At 72.6% G+C, this 15,118-nt stretch carries 13 protein-coding genes; 9 read left to right on the plus strand and 4 right to left on the minus strand.

What is annotated here, in order from left to right; translation table 11 throughout:
• Window positions 1-137 precede the first annotated feature (137 nt).
• Both FBY41_RS01595 and FBY41_RS01600 read right to left on the minus strand, forming a co-directional pair.
• Window positions 138-1,202, minus strand: coding sequence for a BMP family lipoprotein (locus FBY41_RS01595; protein ID WP_141841673.1), 1,065 nt, complete (start codon window positions 1,200-1,202; stop codon window positions 138-140).
• Between the two features lie 112 nt (window positions 1,203-1,314).
• On the minus strand, window positions 1,315-2,568 hold the full coding sequence (locus FBY41_RS01600; RefSeq protein ID WP_375869851.1) for an amidohydrolase: 1,254 nt from the start codon (window positions 2,566-2,568) through the stop codon (window positions 1,315-1,317).
• Window positions 2,569-2,688: 120 nt separating this feature from the next.
• Here FBY41_RS01600 and FBY41_RS01605 point away from each other — a divergent pair, with 120 nt between their 5' ends.
• The 4 genes from FBY41_RS01605 (at window position 2,689) to FBY41_RS01620 (ending at window position 6,382) form a co-directional block, all read left to right on the plus strand.
• On the plus strand, window positions 2,689-3,387 hold the full coding sequence (locus FBY41_RS01605; RefSeq protein ID WP_141841675.1) for a (2Fe-2S)-binding protein: 699 nt from the start codon (window positions 2,689-2,691) through the stop codon (window positions 3,385-3,387).
• Between the two features lie 35 nt (window positions 3,388-3,422).
• On the plus strand, window positions 3,423-4,460 hold the full coding sequence (locus FBY41_RS01610) for a pseudouridine-5'-phosphate glycosidase (RefSeq protein ID WP_141841676.1): 1,038 nt from the start codon (window positions 3,423-3,425) through the stop codon (window positions 4,458-4,460).
• The gene (locus tag FBY41_RS01615; RefSeq protein WP_141841677.1) at window positions 4,457-5,335 is read left to right on the plus strand and encodes a carbohydrate kinase family protein; all 879 of its coding nucleotides are present in this window, start codon (window positions 4,457-4,459) and stop codon (window positions 5,333-5,335) included. Before FBY41_RS01610 ends, FBY41_RS01615 begins: the two co-directional genes overlap by 4 nt.
• 159 nt (window positions 5,336-5,494) lie before the next feature.
• The gene (locus tag FBY41_RS01620) at window positions 5,495-6,382 is read left to right on the plus strand and encodes a DUF559 domain-containing protein (protein WP_141841678.1); all 888 of its coding nucleotides are present in this window, start codon (window positions 5,495-5,497) and stop codon (window positions 6,380-6,382) included.
• Between the two features lie 86 nt (window positions 6,383-6,468).
• Here FBY41_RS01620 and FBY41_RS01625 read toward each other — a convergent pair whose 3' ends face one another.
• Both FBY41_RS01625 and FBY41_RS01630 read right to left on the minus strand, forming a co-directional pair.
• Window positions 6,469-8,061: an acyl-CoA mutase large subunit family protein gene (locus FBY41_RS01625; protein ID WP_141841679.1), complete on the minus strand. Its 1,593-nt coding sequence runs from the start codon at window positions 8,059-8,061 to the stop codon at window positions 6,469-6,471.
• A 96-nt stretch (window positions 8,062-8,157) separates the two neighbouring features.
• Entirely contained in the window at window positions 8,158-8,667 is a 510-nt protein-coding gene (locus FBY41_RS01630) for a GbsR/MarR family transcriptional regulator (protein ID WP_141841680.1), read from the minus strand.
• Window positions 8,668-8,750: 83 nt separating this feature from the next.
• Between FBY41_RS01630 and FBY41_RS01635 the strand changes: the two genes are divergently transcribed.
• The 5 genes from FBY41_RS01635 (at window position 8,751) to FBY41_RS01655 (ending at window position 15,087) form a co-directional block, all read left to right on the plus strand.
• Complete coding sequence (locus tag FBY41_RS01635) at window positions 8,751-9,653, plus strand: ABC transporter ATP-binding protein (RefSeq protein WP_141841681.1); 903 nt, start codon at window positions 8,751-8,753, stop codon at window positions 9,651-9,653.
• On the plus strand, window positions 9,650-11,302 hold the full coding sequence (locus tag FBY41_RS01640; protein WP_141841682.1) for an ABC transporter permease: 1,653 nt from the start codon (window positions 9,650-9,652) through the stop codon (window positions 11,300-11,302). The genes FBY41_RS01635 and FBY41_RS01640 overlap by 4 nt, the downstream gene beginning before the upstream one ends.
• A gap of 155 nt (window positions 11,303-11,457) precedes the next feature.
• The gene (locus tag FBY41_RS01645) at window positions 11,458-12,546 is read left to right on the plus strand and encodes a mannose-1-phosphate guanylyltransferase (RefSeq protein WP_141841683.1); all 1,089 of its coding nucleotides are present in this window, start codon (window positions 11,458-11,460) and stop codon (window positions 12,544-12,546) included.
• On the plus strand, window positions 12,543-14,225 hold the full coding sequence (locus tag FBY41_RS01650) for a hypothetical protein (protein ID WP_141841684.1): 1,683 nt from the start codon (window positions 12,543-12,545) through the stop codon (window positions 14,223-14,225). Before FBY41_RS01645 ends, FBY41_RS01650 begins: the two co-directional genes overlap by 4 nt.
• A gap of 58 nt (window positions 14,226-14,283) precedes the next feature.
• The gene (locus tag FBY41_RS01655) at window positions 14,284-15,087 is read left to right on the plus strand and encodes a GNAT family N-acetyltransferase (RefSeq protein ID WP_141841685.1); all 804 of its coding nucleotides are present in this window, start codon (window positions 14,284-14,286) and stop codon (window positions 15,085-15,087) included.
• The last annotated feature ends 31 nt before the right edge of the window (window positions 15,088-15,118 follow it).

Genomic DNA, 15,118 nt, shown 5'->3' on the forward strand with positions numbered 1-15,118 from the left:
TGAGCCGGGGACGGACACGGCCCGCGATGACGCTACCGCGCCTCGCGGGCCGTGTCGCCCTTCTCAGGAATCTGGCTGGTGAGCCTCTGTGCTCGGACCAGTCAGCCGTACGGGGTCAGACTCTGATCAGGCTGAGATCAGGGGGCCGTCGGGACGGTGATCTCGCCCGAGATGATCTTGGCCTTGTACTCGTCGAGCTTGGTCTTGATGTCGTCGACCTTGCCACCGGTCGTCGCGTAGTCGACACCGCCGGCCTTGAGGTCGAAGACCTTGTTGCCCGTGATGTCCTTGCCCTCGGAGCCGGCCTTGAGGAAGCCGTAGACCGCGACGTCGACCTTCTTGATCATCGAGGTGAGGATGACGTCACGCACGTCGGGCGTGGCGGTCAGGGCCTGGTCGGAGTCGACGCCGATCGCGAGCGCGCCCGCAGCCTTGGCGGCGGTGAAGACACCGGAGCCCGAGCCACCGGCCGCGTGGTAGACGACGTCGGCGCCGCCCTGGTAGAGGCCCTCGGCAGCCGTCTTGCCCTTGGCGGGGTCGTTGAAGCCCGAGAAGTCCGGCGGCTGCGAGAGGTACTGGCTCTTGACCGTGATCGACGGGTTGGCCGCCTTGGCGCCGGCGATGTAGCCCGCCTCGAACTTCTTGATGAGGTCGGTCGCGACACCACCGACGAAGCCGACCTGGTTGGTCTTGGACTTGAGGGCAGCCGCGGCGCCGACGAGGAAGGAGCCCTGCTCCTCGGCGAAGGTCAGCTGCGCGACGTTGGGGCCGGCGGAGTCGGCGGAGGCGTCGTCGATGATGGCGAACTTGACGTCGGGGTTGGCCTTGGCGACCGCACCGATGGCCTTGGCGTAGGCGAAGCCGACGCCGATGACGTGGGTCGCGCCCGCGTCGACGAACTGCTGCAGACGCTCCTCGGTCGCGGCCTCGCTCTCGCCGTTGACCTGCGTGGCCTCCTTGTACTCGATACCAAGGTCGGCCTTGGCCTTGTCGAGGCCGGCCGCGGCCGAGGCGTTGAAGGACTGGTCACCGCGACCGCCGACGCCGTAGGCGATGCCGACGACGAGCTTCTTGCCCGCCGCAGCGCTCGTGCTTCCGGCGGCCGCGGTGCCCGCGGGGGTCTCCGGGGTGCTGCTTCCGCAGGCCGCGAGGCCGAGCGCGGCGGCGGCGACGACGGCCGCGACCTTGGTTGCGTGACGCAAGGGGTGCTCCTTAAATTCCGCGGGGCCGACGACGACATCGGCCCACATAGCACGGAACCATAGACCCGCAACCGCGAGGATCTGCGCCGACTGGGGGATCTACCGGGAAGTGTTATCGATCCGCGACCGCAGCAAGAGGAGCAATCCCGCCCAGGCCCGGCGAACCAGCTGCCGAGGACGCGGCGGTGAAGACGGCTCCGGCGAGGGTGCGGGCGCCGATGCCGATGGCCGCCTCGTCGACGACGAGGTCGCCGCGGTGCAGGTCGTAGGTCGGGCCGCCCGGTGTGCGGGTGCCGAGTCGCGCCATGGCGCCGACGACGTGGGTGAGGTACCACGCGAAGTCCTCGCCACCGAGGGACTGCGGCGTCGGCGCGACGTGGGCGCCCGCCCCGGTCACGGCGGCGGTGAGCGCGTCGATGCACGCGGCGTCGTTGACGACGGGCGGCACGCCCTTGGTGATGAGGACCTCGGCCTGGACGGCATACGGCGCCACGACGGCGTGCACGACCTCCTCGAGGAGGCGCTCGACGCCCTCCCACACGCTCGCGTCGAGCATGCGGAGCGTGCCCCCGACCTTGCCGATGCTGGGGATGACGTTGTGCGCGCCACCGGAGTGCACCGAGCCCCAGACGAGGGCGGCACCCGCGCGGGGGTCGAGCCGGCGTGAGAGCACGCCGGGGACGTCCGTGACGACCTTGGCGAGGGCGTACGTGAGGTCCTGCGTGAGGTGCGGGCGCGACGTGTGGCCGCCGCGACCCGAGAGGGTCACCTCCACCTGGTCGGCGGCGGCGGTGATCGCCCCGACCCGCAGGCCCACCTGGCCGGCGTCGAGGGACGGGTCGCAGTGGAGGGCGAAGATGCGGTCGACGCCGACGAGTCCGTCCTGCGCGACGACGTCCTCGGCGCCGCCGGGCATGACCTCCTCGGCAGGCTGGAAGATGAGGCGCGCGCCGATCCCGGCGGCGACGAGGCGCTCCTCGACGGAGCGCAGCGCGAGCGCGGCGCCGATGAGCGCGGTCGTGTGCACGTCGTGTCCGCACGCGTGGCTGACGCCGTCGGTGGCCGAGGCGAAGTCGAGGCCGGTCTGCTCACGGATCGGCAGCGCGTCGATGTCGGCGCGCAGGGCGATGCGCCGGGTCGGCTGCGTCGCGCCGAGGTCGGCCACGAGGCCCGTGCCCCGCAGGTGGCGCACCCCGATGCCGGCGCGCTCGAGCCGCTCGGAGACGACCGAGGTCGTGCGCACCTCGCCGCGGGCGAGCTCGGGGTGGGCGTGCAGGTCGCGCCGGATCGCGACGAGCTCCGCAGCGTGCTCGGAGACGGCACGGGCGATGGCCTCGAACGGGATCGCGAGAGCGGACTGGGTCACGAGCACGGGAGTCTAGCGAGAGGATGGCCCTGCCACCGACGCTCACCCCGAACGGCCGGTCCCGGCTCGACCCCGGTTGGCCGGCCTCCCCCGACGCCCACAGAGAGCAGGACCGACGCCGTGAGCGAGCCCGTGCCGCAGGCCGCAGGCCGTGCGCTGCTCATGCGGATCGACCGCGCCCTGCCCTTCACGACCGTCGTCACGGCGGGCTCGGACGCGACGGTGTGGTGCGCCGACGTCACGTCGCGCGCGCGTGCCGGTGAGGACCCCCTGAGGCCCTGGCGCGACGCCCTCCAGGGGCAGCAGGAGCGGATGCACGGGGTTCCCGTGCCGCCGCACGTGCCCGCTGCCTTCGTGCTCCAGTGGTGGTGCGAGGTCGTCGCCACCCCGCTGGCGTATGCCGTCCGGCTCGGTGAGGGGGTCGTCGTGCCCGACGCGGGTGGGCTCGGTTTCGAGCTCGCGCCGGGCCTGCACCCGCACCGGATCGTCGTCGACCCGGACCGCCTCACGCGCCTGTCACCCCCCGAGGGGGACGCGGGTGCGACGGCTCACGGTGCGGGCGCCGAGGCGGCGCTGGAACTGGCCCGGACGGCATACCTCGGGCTCGTCGAGGACGTCGTGCGCGACTTCGCGCCGGACGTCGTCATGGGATCGCGGCAGCGGTGGGGCGTCGTCGACGACATGTGGCAGACGGCCGTGCGGCTGGCCGACGGCGCGGCCGGGGTGTCGGTCGGGCCGGCGCCGAGGCGGGTGTCGTGCTGCTTCATCTACGCGCTGCCGGGCATGCGCGAGTGCGCGTCGTGCCCGCGTGGGGGCTGAGGCCGGGCCGGCGCCCGGGCCCTAGGGTTGCTGTCATGTCGAGCGTGACCGTGCCCCCGTCGCCCGTGTCGCCGCGGTCGACCCCGTCGACCCCGTCGACCCCGGTCGTCGTGCAGGAGGAGGTGCAGGCAGCGCTCGCGGACGGCCGCGGTGTCGTCGCGCTCGAGAGCACGATCCTTGCCCACGGTCTGCCGCACCCCGACAACATCGAGATCGCCGCCCAGATCGAGGACGCCGTGCGCGCCGGCGGCGGCGTGCCCGCGACGATCGCCGTGCTGGGCGGTGTCGTGCACGTGGGCCTCGGGCCCTCGGAGCTCGAGCGCATCTGCACCGCCCCCGACGTCGCCAAGCTGTCGATGCGCGACCTCGGCGTCGCCGTCGCGCTCGGGCTCGACGGCGCGACGACCGTCGCCTCGACCTCGGCGGTCGCCCACCTCGCCGGCATCCGCGTCTTCGCCACGGGCGGCCTCGGCGGGGTGCACCGGGGCGCCTCCGCGACCTTCGACGTGTCGGCCGACCTCGGCGTGATCGCCTCGACGCCGGTCCTCGTCGTGTGTGCGGGCGTCAAGTCGATCCTCGACGTGCCGGGCACCCTCGAGACCCTCGAGACGCTCTCGGTGCCGGTGCTCGGCTACCGCACCAACGCCTTCCCCGGCTTCTACCTGTCGGACTCCGGCCACGAGGTGCCGTGGCGGGTCGAGTCGGCGGCCGAGGCGGCTGCGGTGGTCGTCGCGCGAGACCGGCTGGGCACCGATGCCGCGGGCGTCGTGCTCGCCAACCCGCTGCCGGTGGACCGGCAGGTCGAGCGCGGACTGCACGACCGGCTCGTCGCCGAGGGCCTCGCCGTGCTCGAGCGCGAGGGCGTGCACGGCAAGGACGTGACGCCGCGGCTGCTCGAGTACTTCCACGACAACTCCGGCGGCGAGTCGCTGCGGGCCAACGTCGAGCTCGTGCTGTCGAACGCGCGGCTCGCGGGTGAGGTGGCGGCGCAGATCGTCGCGCAGTCGGCGGCTGCGACCGACGTGGCCGGCGTGGCCGGCACGGTCGCCGACGCGACCGGGCTCGGCTCGTGAGCGGTCGCCCGGTCGTCGTCGTCGGTGACGTCGGGCTCGACGTCATCACGCGGCCACGGGGCGAGATCCACTGGCACTCCGACACTCCGTCGGCCGTCGCCCTCGTGCCCGGTGGCGCCGGGGGCAACTCGGCGTCGTGGCTCGCAGCGGCCGGTGCCGACGTCACCCTGCTGGCGCGCATCGGTCACGACGCCGCCGGGCTGGCCTGCCGCAGCGAGCTCGAGGCCGAGGGGGTGCACTGCGCCTTCAGCGTCGACGAGACGCTGCCGACGTGCATGGTCGTCATCCTGCTCGACGCGCACGGCGACCGGACGATGTTTCCCGACCGCGGCGCCAACAAGGCGTTCTCGGTGGCAGACGTCGACCTCGCGTCGCTCGGACTGCCCGACGACCCGCTCCCCCACCTGCACCTGTCGGGCTACGTCCTCTTCGACACCGGGTCCCGCGCGGCCGGGCTCGAGGCGTTGCGCCAGGCCCGCGCGCTCGGCTGGACGACGTCGGTCGACCCCCAGTCGCCTGCCCTCATCGCGCGCGAGGGCGTCGGCACCTTCCTGTCCTGGGTCGACGGTGTCGACCTGCTGCTGCCCAACGAGAACGAGGTCGCGACGCTCGGCGGCCTCGAGGCGATCCTGCGCCACACCCAGCAGGTCGTGGCGACCTTCGGAGCCGCCGGGGCCCGGTGGGTCGCTGACGGTCTCGACGTCTCGGCCGAGGCGCCGCACGTCGCCAACGTCGACGCCACCGGGTGCGGCGACGCCTTCAACGCCGGCCTGCTCGCGGCCTGGCTCGCGGGCGAGGCGCCGGCCGACGCCCTGGCCGCCGGGGTCGCGGCAGGCAGCGCGGCGGCAGCCCGCGTCGGCGCCCGACCCCGCTGAGCGGCATACCCCCTCCTCGCTCGCGGGCACACGGACCTCCACGAACCGAGCGGAGCGCCGAGGCCACGCTCGCGTGCGCTCGACGGCGGTGCTCGTGGCGGTCCGCCTGCCTGTGGAGGGCGACCGCGCCGGTGACCTCGGGCCGGGCACGCTTGCCCCATGGACGTCCACGCACTGCTCGCCCAGCGGGGTGGGACGTGCACGTGGCGCGACCTGCGACGGTGCGTCCCGCGTCACCGGATCAGGGTTGCCCTCGCATCGGGCGCGATCGTGCGGGTGGCCAGAGGCCGGTATGCCCTGCCCAGCCTGGCCGCCGCCCGCTGCCTCGCCGTGGGTGCCAGCGCGATGGCATCGCACACGACGGCGGCGCTGCACTGGGGCTGGCAGGTGAAGCACGAGCCGGAGCTACCTCACCTCACCCTGCCGCGCGGCCGCAAGCTCCGCGCCGCCGCGCGCACCGGGGTGCGACGCCACTGGCGCGACCTCGAAGCGACAGAGGTTGTCGACGGCTGGGTGACGAGTCGCGAGCGCACGGTCATCGACTGCTGCCTCGACCTGCCCTTCGACGAGGCTCTCGCCGTCGCCGACTCCGCTTGGCGCGACGGGCTGTCACCCATCGCCGCCATGACGGCCGCCGCTCGGCTGCCCCGACGACTGCGTCGGCGAGTCGCGAGGGTCCTCCAGCATGCCGACCGCGGGGCGGCCAACCCCTTCGAGTCGGTGCTGCGTGCCCTGTGCCTCCAGGTCGAGGGACTGAGCGTCGTGACGCAGCACGTCATCGCTGATCGGACGTTCTACGCCAAGGTCGATCTGGCGGACGCGGCGCTGCGAATCGTCATCGAGGCAGAGGGTTTCGAGAACCACGGCACACGAGCGGCGCTCAAGCGCGACTGCCGGCGCTACACCGGGCTGGGCGCACGCGGGTGGGTGGTCATCCGGTTCACCTGGGACGAGGTCATGTTCGACCCGGACCATGTCCTCACAGCCCTGCGCCAGGTCGTTGCCACGCGCACACGGACCGCCACGACCGCTCCGGTGACGGCGTAACCCCGTCTGAGACCGGGCCACAGCGTCAGTGGTGGCGGTCCGTCTGCCCGGGCTCAACGGCATACCGCGGCGGTATGCCGGGTGGCTCAGAAGGTCTCGCGCGGCTGGTAGACGCCCCACACCTCGCGCAGCGCGTGCGCGACCTCGCCGCCCGTCGCGCGGGCGGCGAGCGCCTCCTTCATCGGGTAGAGGAGGTTGTCGGTGCCGCGGGCGGCGTCCTTGAGCCGGCCCAGCGCGGCGTCGACGACAGCCTGGTCGCGGTCGGCGCGCAGGGCCTCGAGCCGGGCCCGCTGGTCGGCCTCGATCGTCGGGTCGACGCGCAGCGGGTCGTAGCGCTCCTCCTGGTCGAGGGTGAAGCGGTTGACGCCGACGACCGTGCGCTCGCCCGAGTCGATCTCGAGCTGCACGCGGTAGGCGGAGCGCTCGATCTCCGACTTCTGGAAGCCCTGCTCGATCGCCGCCACTGCGCCGCCGAGGTCCTCGACGCGCTGGATGAGGGCGAGCGCAGCCTCCTCGATGTCGTCGGTCATCGACTCGACGACATACGAACCGGCAAACGGGTCAACGGTTTTCGTCACGTCGGTCTCATAGGCGATGACCTGCTGCGTGCGCAGCGCAAGCCGCGCGGCCTTCTCGGTCGGCAGCGCGATGGCCTCGTCGAAGGAGTTGGTGTGCAGCGACTGCGTGCCACCGAGCACCGCGCCGAGACCCTGGAGCGCCACGCGCACGAGGTTGACCTCGGGCTGCTGGGCGGTGAGCTGCACGCCGGCCGTCTGGGTGTGGAAGCGCAGCATCATCGACTTGGGGTTCTGCGCGCCGAACTGCTCCTTCATGATCTTGGCCCAGATGCGCCGGGCGGCGCGGAACTTCGCCACCTCCTCGAGCAGGGTCGTGCGGGCGACGAAGAAGAAGGACAGGCGGGGTGCGAAGTCGTCGACGTGCAGGCCCGCGGCCTCGGCCGCGCGGACGTACTCGATGGCGTTGGCGATGGTGAAGGCGATCTCCTGCACGGGCGTCGCCCCGGCCTCGGCCATGTGGTAGCCGGAGATGGAGATGGTGTTCCAGCGCGGCATCTCCTTGTGGCAGTAGGCGAAGATGTCGGCGATGAGGCGCAGCGACTCGCGCGGCGGGTAGATGTAGGTGCCGCGCGCGATGTACTCCTTGAGCACGTCGTTCTGGATCGTGCCCGTGAGCTTGTCGCCCGGCACCCCCTGCTCCTCGGCGACGAGCTGGTAGAGCAGGAGCAGCGTCGAGCCGGGCGCGTTGATCGTCATCGACGTCGAGATCGTGTCGAGCGGCAGCCCGTCGAAGAGGGTTCGCATGTCGTCGAGGCTGTCGATGGCGACACCGACCTTGCCGACCTCGCCGTGGGCGATCGGCTCGTCGGAGTCGTAGCCCATCTGCGTGGGCAGGTCGAAGGCGACGGAGAGACCGCCGGTGCCGGCCTTGACGAGCTGGTGGTAGCGCTCGTTGCTCTCCTTGGCGGTGCCGAACCCGGCGTACTGGCGCATCGTCCACGGGCGACCCGTGTACATCGAGGGGTAGACCCCGCGGGTGAAGGGGTAGCGCCCGGGGGCGCCGAGCTTGACGTCCGGGTCGAAGCCCTCGAGGGCCGACGCGTCGTAGACGGGCTCGATGGGCAGGTCGGACTCGGAGCGCGCGCCAGTGCTGTCAGCCATGGTGCCGAGCGTAACGGCGGGGTGCTCGCCCGCACCCCGAGCGCGGCGGATCGTTGCCGATGTCACGTCGCCGCTGCCGTATGCCGTCCGGCGGGGTCAGTGGTCAGCAGGCCAGTCCCGGGTGATCTCGGCCTTGCGGACCTGCCACTCCTGCTCGATGTCGCCCATCCGCTCGGCGAGGAAGGAGAGGAACTCGACGGAGAGCTGCAGCCTCCGGCCGGCGGCGGCCGAGGTGCCGCCGACGGCGGGCACCCCGGACCTCAGGCTCGACTCGATCTGCGCGAGCACCCGGTCACGGCTCAGCATCGCGCCGTGCCACGCGTCGCTCTGCACGACGTAGACGTCTCGGCGGGAGCCGCGCTCGCGCTCCTTACCGATGAGGTAGGTCTGGGTGAGGTAGCGCACCGCCCCCGAGATCGCGGCGGGGCTGACTTCGAGGGCCTCGGTCAGCTCTGCGGCCGTCATGCGGCCGTCGTCGTCCGAGAGCAGGCAGGCGAAGACGCGCGAGGCGAGGCGAGGCATGCCGGCGTCGGTGAGGGAGGCGCCGAACCTCTCGACGTAGGCGGCGACCGCGCGCTCGTCGCGGACGGGTGGTCGTGCGGCCACCGCACCTCCTGGATCGTGATCGATGACATTTCGGATGACTCACTATATTCAGTTAATCGTGAATCCTGTGTATCGTCGAGACCATGACCTCTGCGATCCAGGTGCAGGGCCTGCACAAGAGCTTCGGACGGACGGTCGCCCTCGACGGCCTCGACCTCGACGTGCAGACCGGCGAGATCCACGGCTTCCTCGGCCCCAACGGCGCGGGCAAGTCGACGACGCTGCGCATCCTGCTCGGGTTGATGCGGGCCGACGGCGGCAGCGCCACCCTGCTCGGCGGCGACCCGTGGCACGAGGTCGAGTCGCTGCACCGGCGCCTCGCCTACGTGCCCGGAGACGTGGCGCTGTGGCCCAACCTCACCGGCGGCGAGGTCATCGACCTGCTCGGCAACCTGCGCGGAGGGCTGCACGATCAGCGCCGCGCCGACATGATCGAGCGCTTCGCCCTCGACCCGACCAAGAAGGGCCGGTCCTACTCCAAGGGCAACCGGCAGAAGGTGGCGCTCGTCGCGGCCCTGGCCGCCGACGTCGAGCTGCTCCTGCTCGACGAGCCGACCTCGGGGCTCGACCCGCTCATGGAGGCGGTCTTCAAGGACGCCGTGCGCGAGTTCCGCGCGGCGGGCGGCACCGTGCTGCTCTCGAGCCACATCCTCAGTGAGGTCGAGTCCGTCTGCGACCGGGTGAGCATCATCCGCGACGGCCGCAACGTCGAGTCCGGCACGCTGACCCAGCTGCGGCACCTCTCGCACACGACGCTCGAGGCGACGCTCGATCGCCCGGCCGACCAGGCCGACATCGCCGCGCTCCCCGGGGTCACCGGCGCCGTCGTCTCCGGCACGCACGTCACGTGCGCGGTCGAGAGCGGCCACCTCGGCGCCGTCCTCGAGCACCTCGGCACCTTCGGCATCCACAGCCTCACGAGCGCGCCGCCGACGCTCGAGGAGCTCTTCATGGAGCAGTACCGCGTGCCAGCGGCGACGCCATGACGAGCACCAGCGCACCCACCGCACCGAGCAGCCCCCGGGTGGGCAGCGCCAGGGGCAGCGGCCTGACGGGCACGACGCGGCTGCTGCGCCTCGCGGCCCGGCGCGACCGGGTCCTCATCCCGGTGAGCGCCGTGACGCTCATGGCCGTCGTGGCGGGCTCGGCCCAGGCGACCTTCGACCTCTACCCCGACCCGTCGCTCGCGTCGCCGGCGCTGCGCGAGACGCTCGACAACCCGGCCCTCGTCGCGATCTACGGGCCGGTCGCCAGCCTGACCGTCGATGCCCTCGCGACCTTCAAGACCGTCCTGCTCGGTGGCGTCTTCCTCTGCCTGCTCGCCTATGTCGTCGTGCGCCGGCACACCCGCACCGAGGAGGAGGAGGGGCGCCTCGAGCTGCTCGGCAGCGGGGTCGTCGGCCGACGCGCGCCGCTGGCTGCGGCGGTGCTCCTCGCCACCGCGGCGGTGATCGGCACGTCGGTGCTGACGATCCTCGGCGCCGTCGCCGTCGGGCTCGACAGCGCTGGCTCGGTTGCACTCGGGGTGTCCTGGGCTGTCATGGGCCTGACATGGGTCGGGGTGACCGCGGTGTCTGCCCAGATGACCGAAACTGCCCGTGGCACAGCGGGATTCGCGCTGGGTGCGCTCGCGGCGGCATACCTCCTGCGGGCGCTCGGCGACGCGGCGGGCAGCGACAGTCCGGCGCGCGTCCTCACGTGGATCTCCCCGCTGGGCTGGGCCGAGAAGGTCGAGCCCTACGGCGCCAACCGCGTGTGGGTGCTCGTCGTCGGCGTCGTCGCGTATGCCGTCCTCGTCCTCGTCGCCTTCGCGCTCCTCGAGCGCCGCGACCTGGGCGCCGGCGTCCTGCCGAGCCGCCCGGGGCCGGCTCGCGGCTCGCTCCGCACGGTCGGTGGCCTCACCCGGCGTCTCGCGCGCGGAACCGTCATCGGGTGGACCATCGGTTTCGTCGTGCTCGGCGCGGTCGTCGGGTCGCTCGGGGGCAGCGTGCAGTCCTTCGTCGACTCGCCCGAGATCGCCGAGATGCTGCGCAAGCTCGGCGGCGGGGCCGGCACGATCATCGACACTTTCTTCGCCACCGAGCTGCGCTTCGCGGCGATCGCCGCTGCGGCTCTCGGGATCGCCCTGACCACGCGGATGCGGACGGAGGAGACGTCGGAGCGGGCCGAGGCCGTGCTCGCCACGCCGGTCACCCGGCTGCGCTGGGGCGTCTCGCACATCGTCGTCGCCGTCGCCGCGACCGCCCTCGTGCTCGCCGTGGCCGGCGTCGTCGCCGGTCTGCTCGACGGGCGTCGCACGGGCGACGTGGCCGGCTCAGTGGGCCGGCTCACCGGCGGGGCGCTCGCGGCGCTGCCCGCGGTGTGGGTCTGCATCGCCGTGGCCGTGCTGCTCGTCGGGCTCGTGCCGCGCCTGACGGGGCTCGTGTGGGCCGTGCTCATCGGCTTCCTCGTGCTCGGCGAGTTCGGCCCGATCATGAACCTCCCGTCGTGGATGACCGCCGTGTCCCCCTTCGACCACCTCTCCCACCTGCCCGGCGGCACCCTCGACACCGCGGCGGTGCTGGGTCTCGTCGTCGTCGCGGTCGCGCTCACGGCAGTCGGGCTCGCCGGGCTCCGTCGCCGCGACATCGCCTGAGCGTTTCGACCTCTTCCCCGATCGAAAGAGCAGTTCGTCGGCTTTCGGTCAGTCCCCGGTTCACCCCGGACCGCTCTCCGATTCGAGGTGCACACGGCATACCGCGGAATGTCGACCCGCGCGGCGACGACCGCGGTTGTCGCTACCCTCTGCCCATGACGGGCATCGATGGGTTCTGGGCGGTCATCCCGGCCGGCGGGTCGGGCACGCGCCTGTGGCCCCTCTCGCGCAGGGACTACCCGAAGTTCCTCCACGACCTCACGGGGTCGGGGCAGACGCTCCTGCGCGCGACCTACGACCGGCTCGAGCCCCTCGCCGGCGACCGCATCCTCGTCGTCACCGGAGCGGCCCACCTCGATGCCGTGCGCGGCCAGCTGCCGATGCTCGCGCGAGACGCCGTCGTGGCCGAGCCGAGCCCGCGCGACTCGATGCCGGCCATCGGCCTCGCGGCCGCGATCCTCGAGCGCCGCGACCCCGAGGCGGTGCTCGGCTCGTTCGCCGCCGACCACGTCGTGACCGACACCGAGGCCTTCGACCGCGCCATCGCGGAGGCCGTCGTGCTGGCCCGCCGCGGTGACCTCGTGACCATCGGCATCGAGCCGACCCGTCCGGCGACGGGCTTCGGCTACATCCGCCTCGGCGAGGCGCTCTCGGTCGAGGGGGCGCCGTCCGCCCGCCGCGTCGCGGACTTCGTCGAGAAGCCCGATGCGGACACGGCGAAGGACTACGTCGCCACCGGTGAATACCGCTGGAACGCAGGGATGTTCGTCGTCGGCGCCACCACCCTGCTCGAGATGCTCGCCGAGGAGCACCCCGAGATGACGAGCCACCTGCGCACGATCGCCGGTGACGAGTCCCGCATGCGCGACCTGTGGCCGGCACTGCGCAAGATCGCGATCGACCACGCCGTCGCGGAGCCCGCCGCCCGGGCCGGGCGCGTCTCCGTCGTTCCGGCCGCGATGGGGTGGGACGACATCGGCGACTTCACCTCACTCTCGGACCTCATCGAGGTCTCGGAGACCGTGCCCGGGGTCAAGGTCATCGGGCCCGCCGACGACGTCATCAGCATCGACTCCACCGCCACGGTCGCGACGGGCGGCCGGCTGATCGCGCTCATCGGCGTCGACGACCTCGTCGTCGTCGACACGCAGGACGCCCTGCTCATCACGCGCCCGGAGCGAGCGCAGGAGGTCAAGAAGATCGTCGAGACCCTGACCGCCCAAGGACGTCTCGAGCTGACATGACGGCACGACAGACCGAGAGCGCCGCCTCCTCGGGGCAGCCGACCGCCCCCGAGCAGCCGACCTCCGCGGGGCAGCCGACCTCCCCAGAGCAGCCGACCACCGCGCCCGAGGGCTCGGGGCACGGGCTGAGCGGTGGCTCCGTCGCCGCGATGACCGGCATCGTCCTCGTCTGGCTCGTCACCCTCCCGCGCATGGTGCCGAGCCTCTTCGGTGACCACGGCAGCTACGTCTCCATGGCCGAGCGGCTGCTCGCCGGAGACCGCCTCTACGTCGACGTCGTCGACAACAAGGGTCCGCTCTTCTACGCCGAGCTCGCGGCGGGCCGGCTGGTCAGCCCGTATGCCGACATCGCGATCGAGATCGCGTGGGTGATCATCGCCTGCCTCGCCGTCCGCTCGCTCGCCCGAGCCGCGGGCGTCGGCTGCGTCGTCGGTCTCGTCGTGGCCTTCGCCGGTGTGCCGGTCGTCGTCACGGGCAACGCCTACGGCCCCGGCATGACGCACCTGCCGGGCGTCGCCCTCTGCCTCGCCGTCGCCGCCCTGGCGGTGCGGCGGCGGTGGGTGGTCGCGGGTCTGCTCACCGGGGTGCTGCTGCTCAGCAAGGAGATCATGGTGCCGATCGCCGTCGCGGCGATCCTCACGGCGGCCTGGCACCGCCGCACCTGGCTCGGGGTCGCACGCGCCGCTGCCAGTTCCGTCCTCCTGGCCGCCGCGGTGCTCGTGGTCATGTGGGTGCGGGGCGAGCTGGGCGCCTTCGTCGACATCCTCGTGTCCAACGTGCAGTATGCCGACGGCTCCCTCTCCCAGTCCCGCTACGGCAGCTTCGTCGGGCACCTGCTCAACGCCATCCCCGAGGACGGCCGGGGCGGCGGGCTCATCACGATCTCCGCCGTCCTCCTCGCGCTCCTGGCCGTGGGGCGTCGCCGCGACCAGCACGGGCCGGACGACGCCGAGGACGCCGGCGCCGCCCCGGTCGTCAGCAAGGAACTGGTCTGGGACCTCACGGCAGCGACCCTCGTCGCCGCAATCCTCGTCATCGGCGCGAGCGGCCAGTGGGCCCACCACAGCCAGTCGCTCTACGTCGCGGGCTGCCTCGCCCTCGTCCTCGTCGCGTTCAGGCTCTCGCAGGCGGTCGCTGCCGGCGACCACGCAGACTCCCCCGCCCCGCCCGGGTCGCTCGCCTCGCGCCAGCCCTGGCGCGCGGTCGGGATCGTCGTCCTCGCCGCCTTCATCACCGGCGGCACCCTGCACCCCTATTACTACCTCGAGTCCGCACGCGAGCTCCCGAGCAGGGTCGCGGCACTCGGGCGCACCTCCGTCGAGAGCGTCGTGCTCGACCAGCAGCCCAAGGTGCGCACCTACGCCCGGGCCGGCGCCAACGACGACGGTGCGCACGCAGTAGGACTCCGCTCCCTCGATCTGGTCTGCCCGCGCTTCCACCACTACTCGTTCGAGGGCAAGGCCGTCTTCGACAAGATCTACGCCTGCCTGCCCAGGGCCGATGCCCTCATCGTCGACCAGAACATCCGCGACGAGGTCGACCGCCCGGAGTGGAATGCCTATGTGGCAGAGGTGCGCCGGCTCGTCAGCACGGGCTACACGTGCGTTCCGACGTCGCGGTCGCAGGTGTGCATCAAGAGGGACCTCTACGTCGCGCCCAGCCCGACGCCCGCGGGCTGACCGCGCCGATCTCCCGAAATCCCGACCACACAACGCCGCCCGGCGCGACAGTGGAGCCATGAGCTCGATGTTGCCCGAGGAGGGCGAGTACCTCACGACCGGCTGGGAGGACGACCTCGACCCCGGCGACTCGGTCGAGCGTCAGGCCGTCCTCGCCCACGTCTCCTGGGCCCGTGCGCTGACGGGAGCCGCGCGCGGCGACTTCGCCGAGGGTCCGCACTGGTGCGCGGGCAGCGGCGGCGGGGCCTCGGCGCTGCTCAACTGGGCGATCGTCACCAGCCCACCGCGCGACTGGGCCTCGACCGTGGAAGGCCTGTCGGCGGCATACCCCGCCGGGGTGTCGGCGATCGTCATCAGCCCCTTCCCGACGCCAGACCTCTCGGCCCACGGGCTCGCGCTCGTGGGGCACCCGCCGCTGATGTTCCGGCCCACCTCGACCGTGACGGCGACGCCGACCACGCCTCTCGAGGTGCGTGAGGCGACGACGGCGCAGGAGCTGCAGGACGCGGAGCGCGTGCTCATCGAGGGCTACCCGATGCCCGACATGGCGGGCCTGCCGCCGGGCGACTTCTACCGCCCCGACGTCGTCGTCGGCCCGACGCGGGTCTTCGTCGGCTACGACGACGGCGTGCCTGTCGCGACCGCTGCCGCCCACTCCGCCGCGGGCGTCACCGTGGTCGAGAACGTCGCCGTCCTCTCCACCGCGCGCGGCAAGGGCGCGGGCGCGGCACTGACGTGGGCGGCGACGACCGCCTGGCCCGAGCAGGCGGCCGTGCTCATCGCGAGCGACGACGGCCAGCCGGTCTACGAGCGGCTCGGCTACCTGCGCATCGTCCGCTGGACCTGCTGGCTGCGCCCCTGACGCACCGCGCACCCCGGCGTATGCCGTCCGG

It is taken from the genome of Humibacillus xanthopallidus (assembly GCF_006716675.1).
In the GTDB taxonomy this organism is placed as follows: Bacteria; Actinomycetota; Actinomycetes; order Actinomycetales; family Dermatophilaceae; genus Humibacillus; species Humibacillus xanthopallidus_B.

What these genes read in the sequence shown, in the direction of transcription:
- FBY41_RS01610 (WP_141841676.1), top strand. Translation starts at nt 3,423, where the DNA reads ATGTCGAGCGTGACCGTGCCCCCGTCGCCCGTGTCGCCGCGGTCGACC.
- FBY41_RS01640 (WP_141841682.1), top strand. Translation starts at nt 9,650, where the DNA reads ATGACGAGCACCAGCGCACCCACCGCACCGAGCAGCCCCCGGGTGGGC.
- FBY41_RS01650 (WP_141841684.1), top strand. Translation starts at nt 12,543, where the DNA reads ATGACGGCACGACAGACCGAGAGCGCCGCCTCCTCGGGGCAGCCGACC.
- FBY41_RS01635 (WP_141841681.1), top strand. Translation starts at nt 8,751, where the DNA reads ATGACCTCTGCGATCCAGGTGCAGGGCCTGCACAAGAGCTTCGGACGG.
- FBY41_RS01645 (WP_141841683.1), top strand. Translation starts at nt 11,458, where the DNA reads ATGACGGGCATCGATGGGTTCTGGGCGGTCATCCCGGCCGGCGGGTCG.
- FBY41_RS01655 (WP_141841685.1), top strand. Translation starts at nt 14,284, where the DNA reads ATGAGCTCGATGTTGCCCGAGGAGGGCGAGTACCTCACGACCGGCTGG.
- FBY41_RS01625 (WP_141841679.1), bottom strand. Translation starts at nt 8,061, where the DNA reads ATGGCTGACAGCACTGGCGCGCGCTCCGAGTCCGACCTGCCCATCGAG.
- FBY41_RS01620 (WP_141841678.1), top strand. Translation starts at nt 5,495, where the DNA reads ATGGACGTCCACGCACTGCTCGCCCAGCGGGGTGGGACGTGCACGTGG.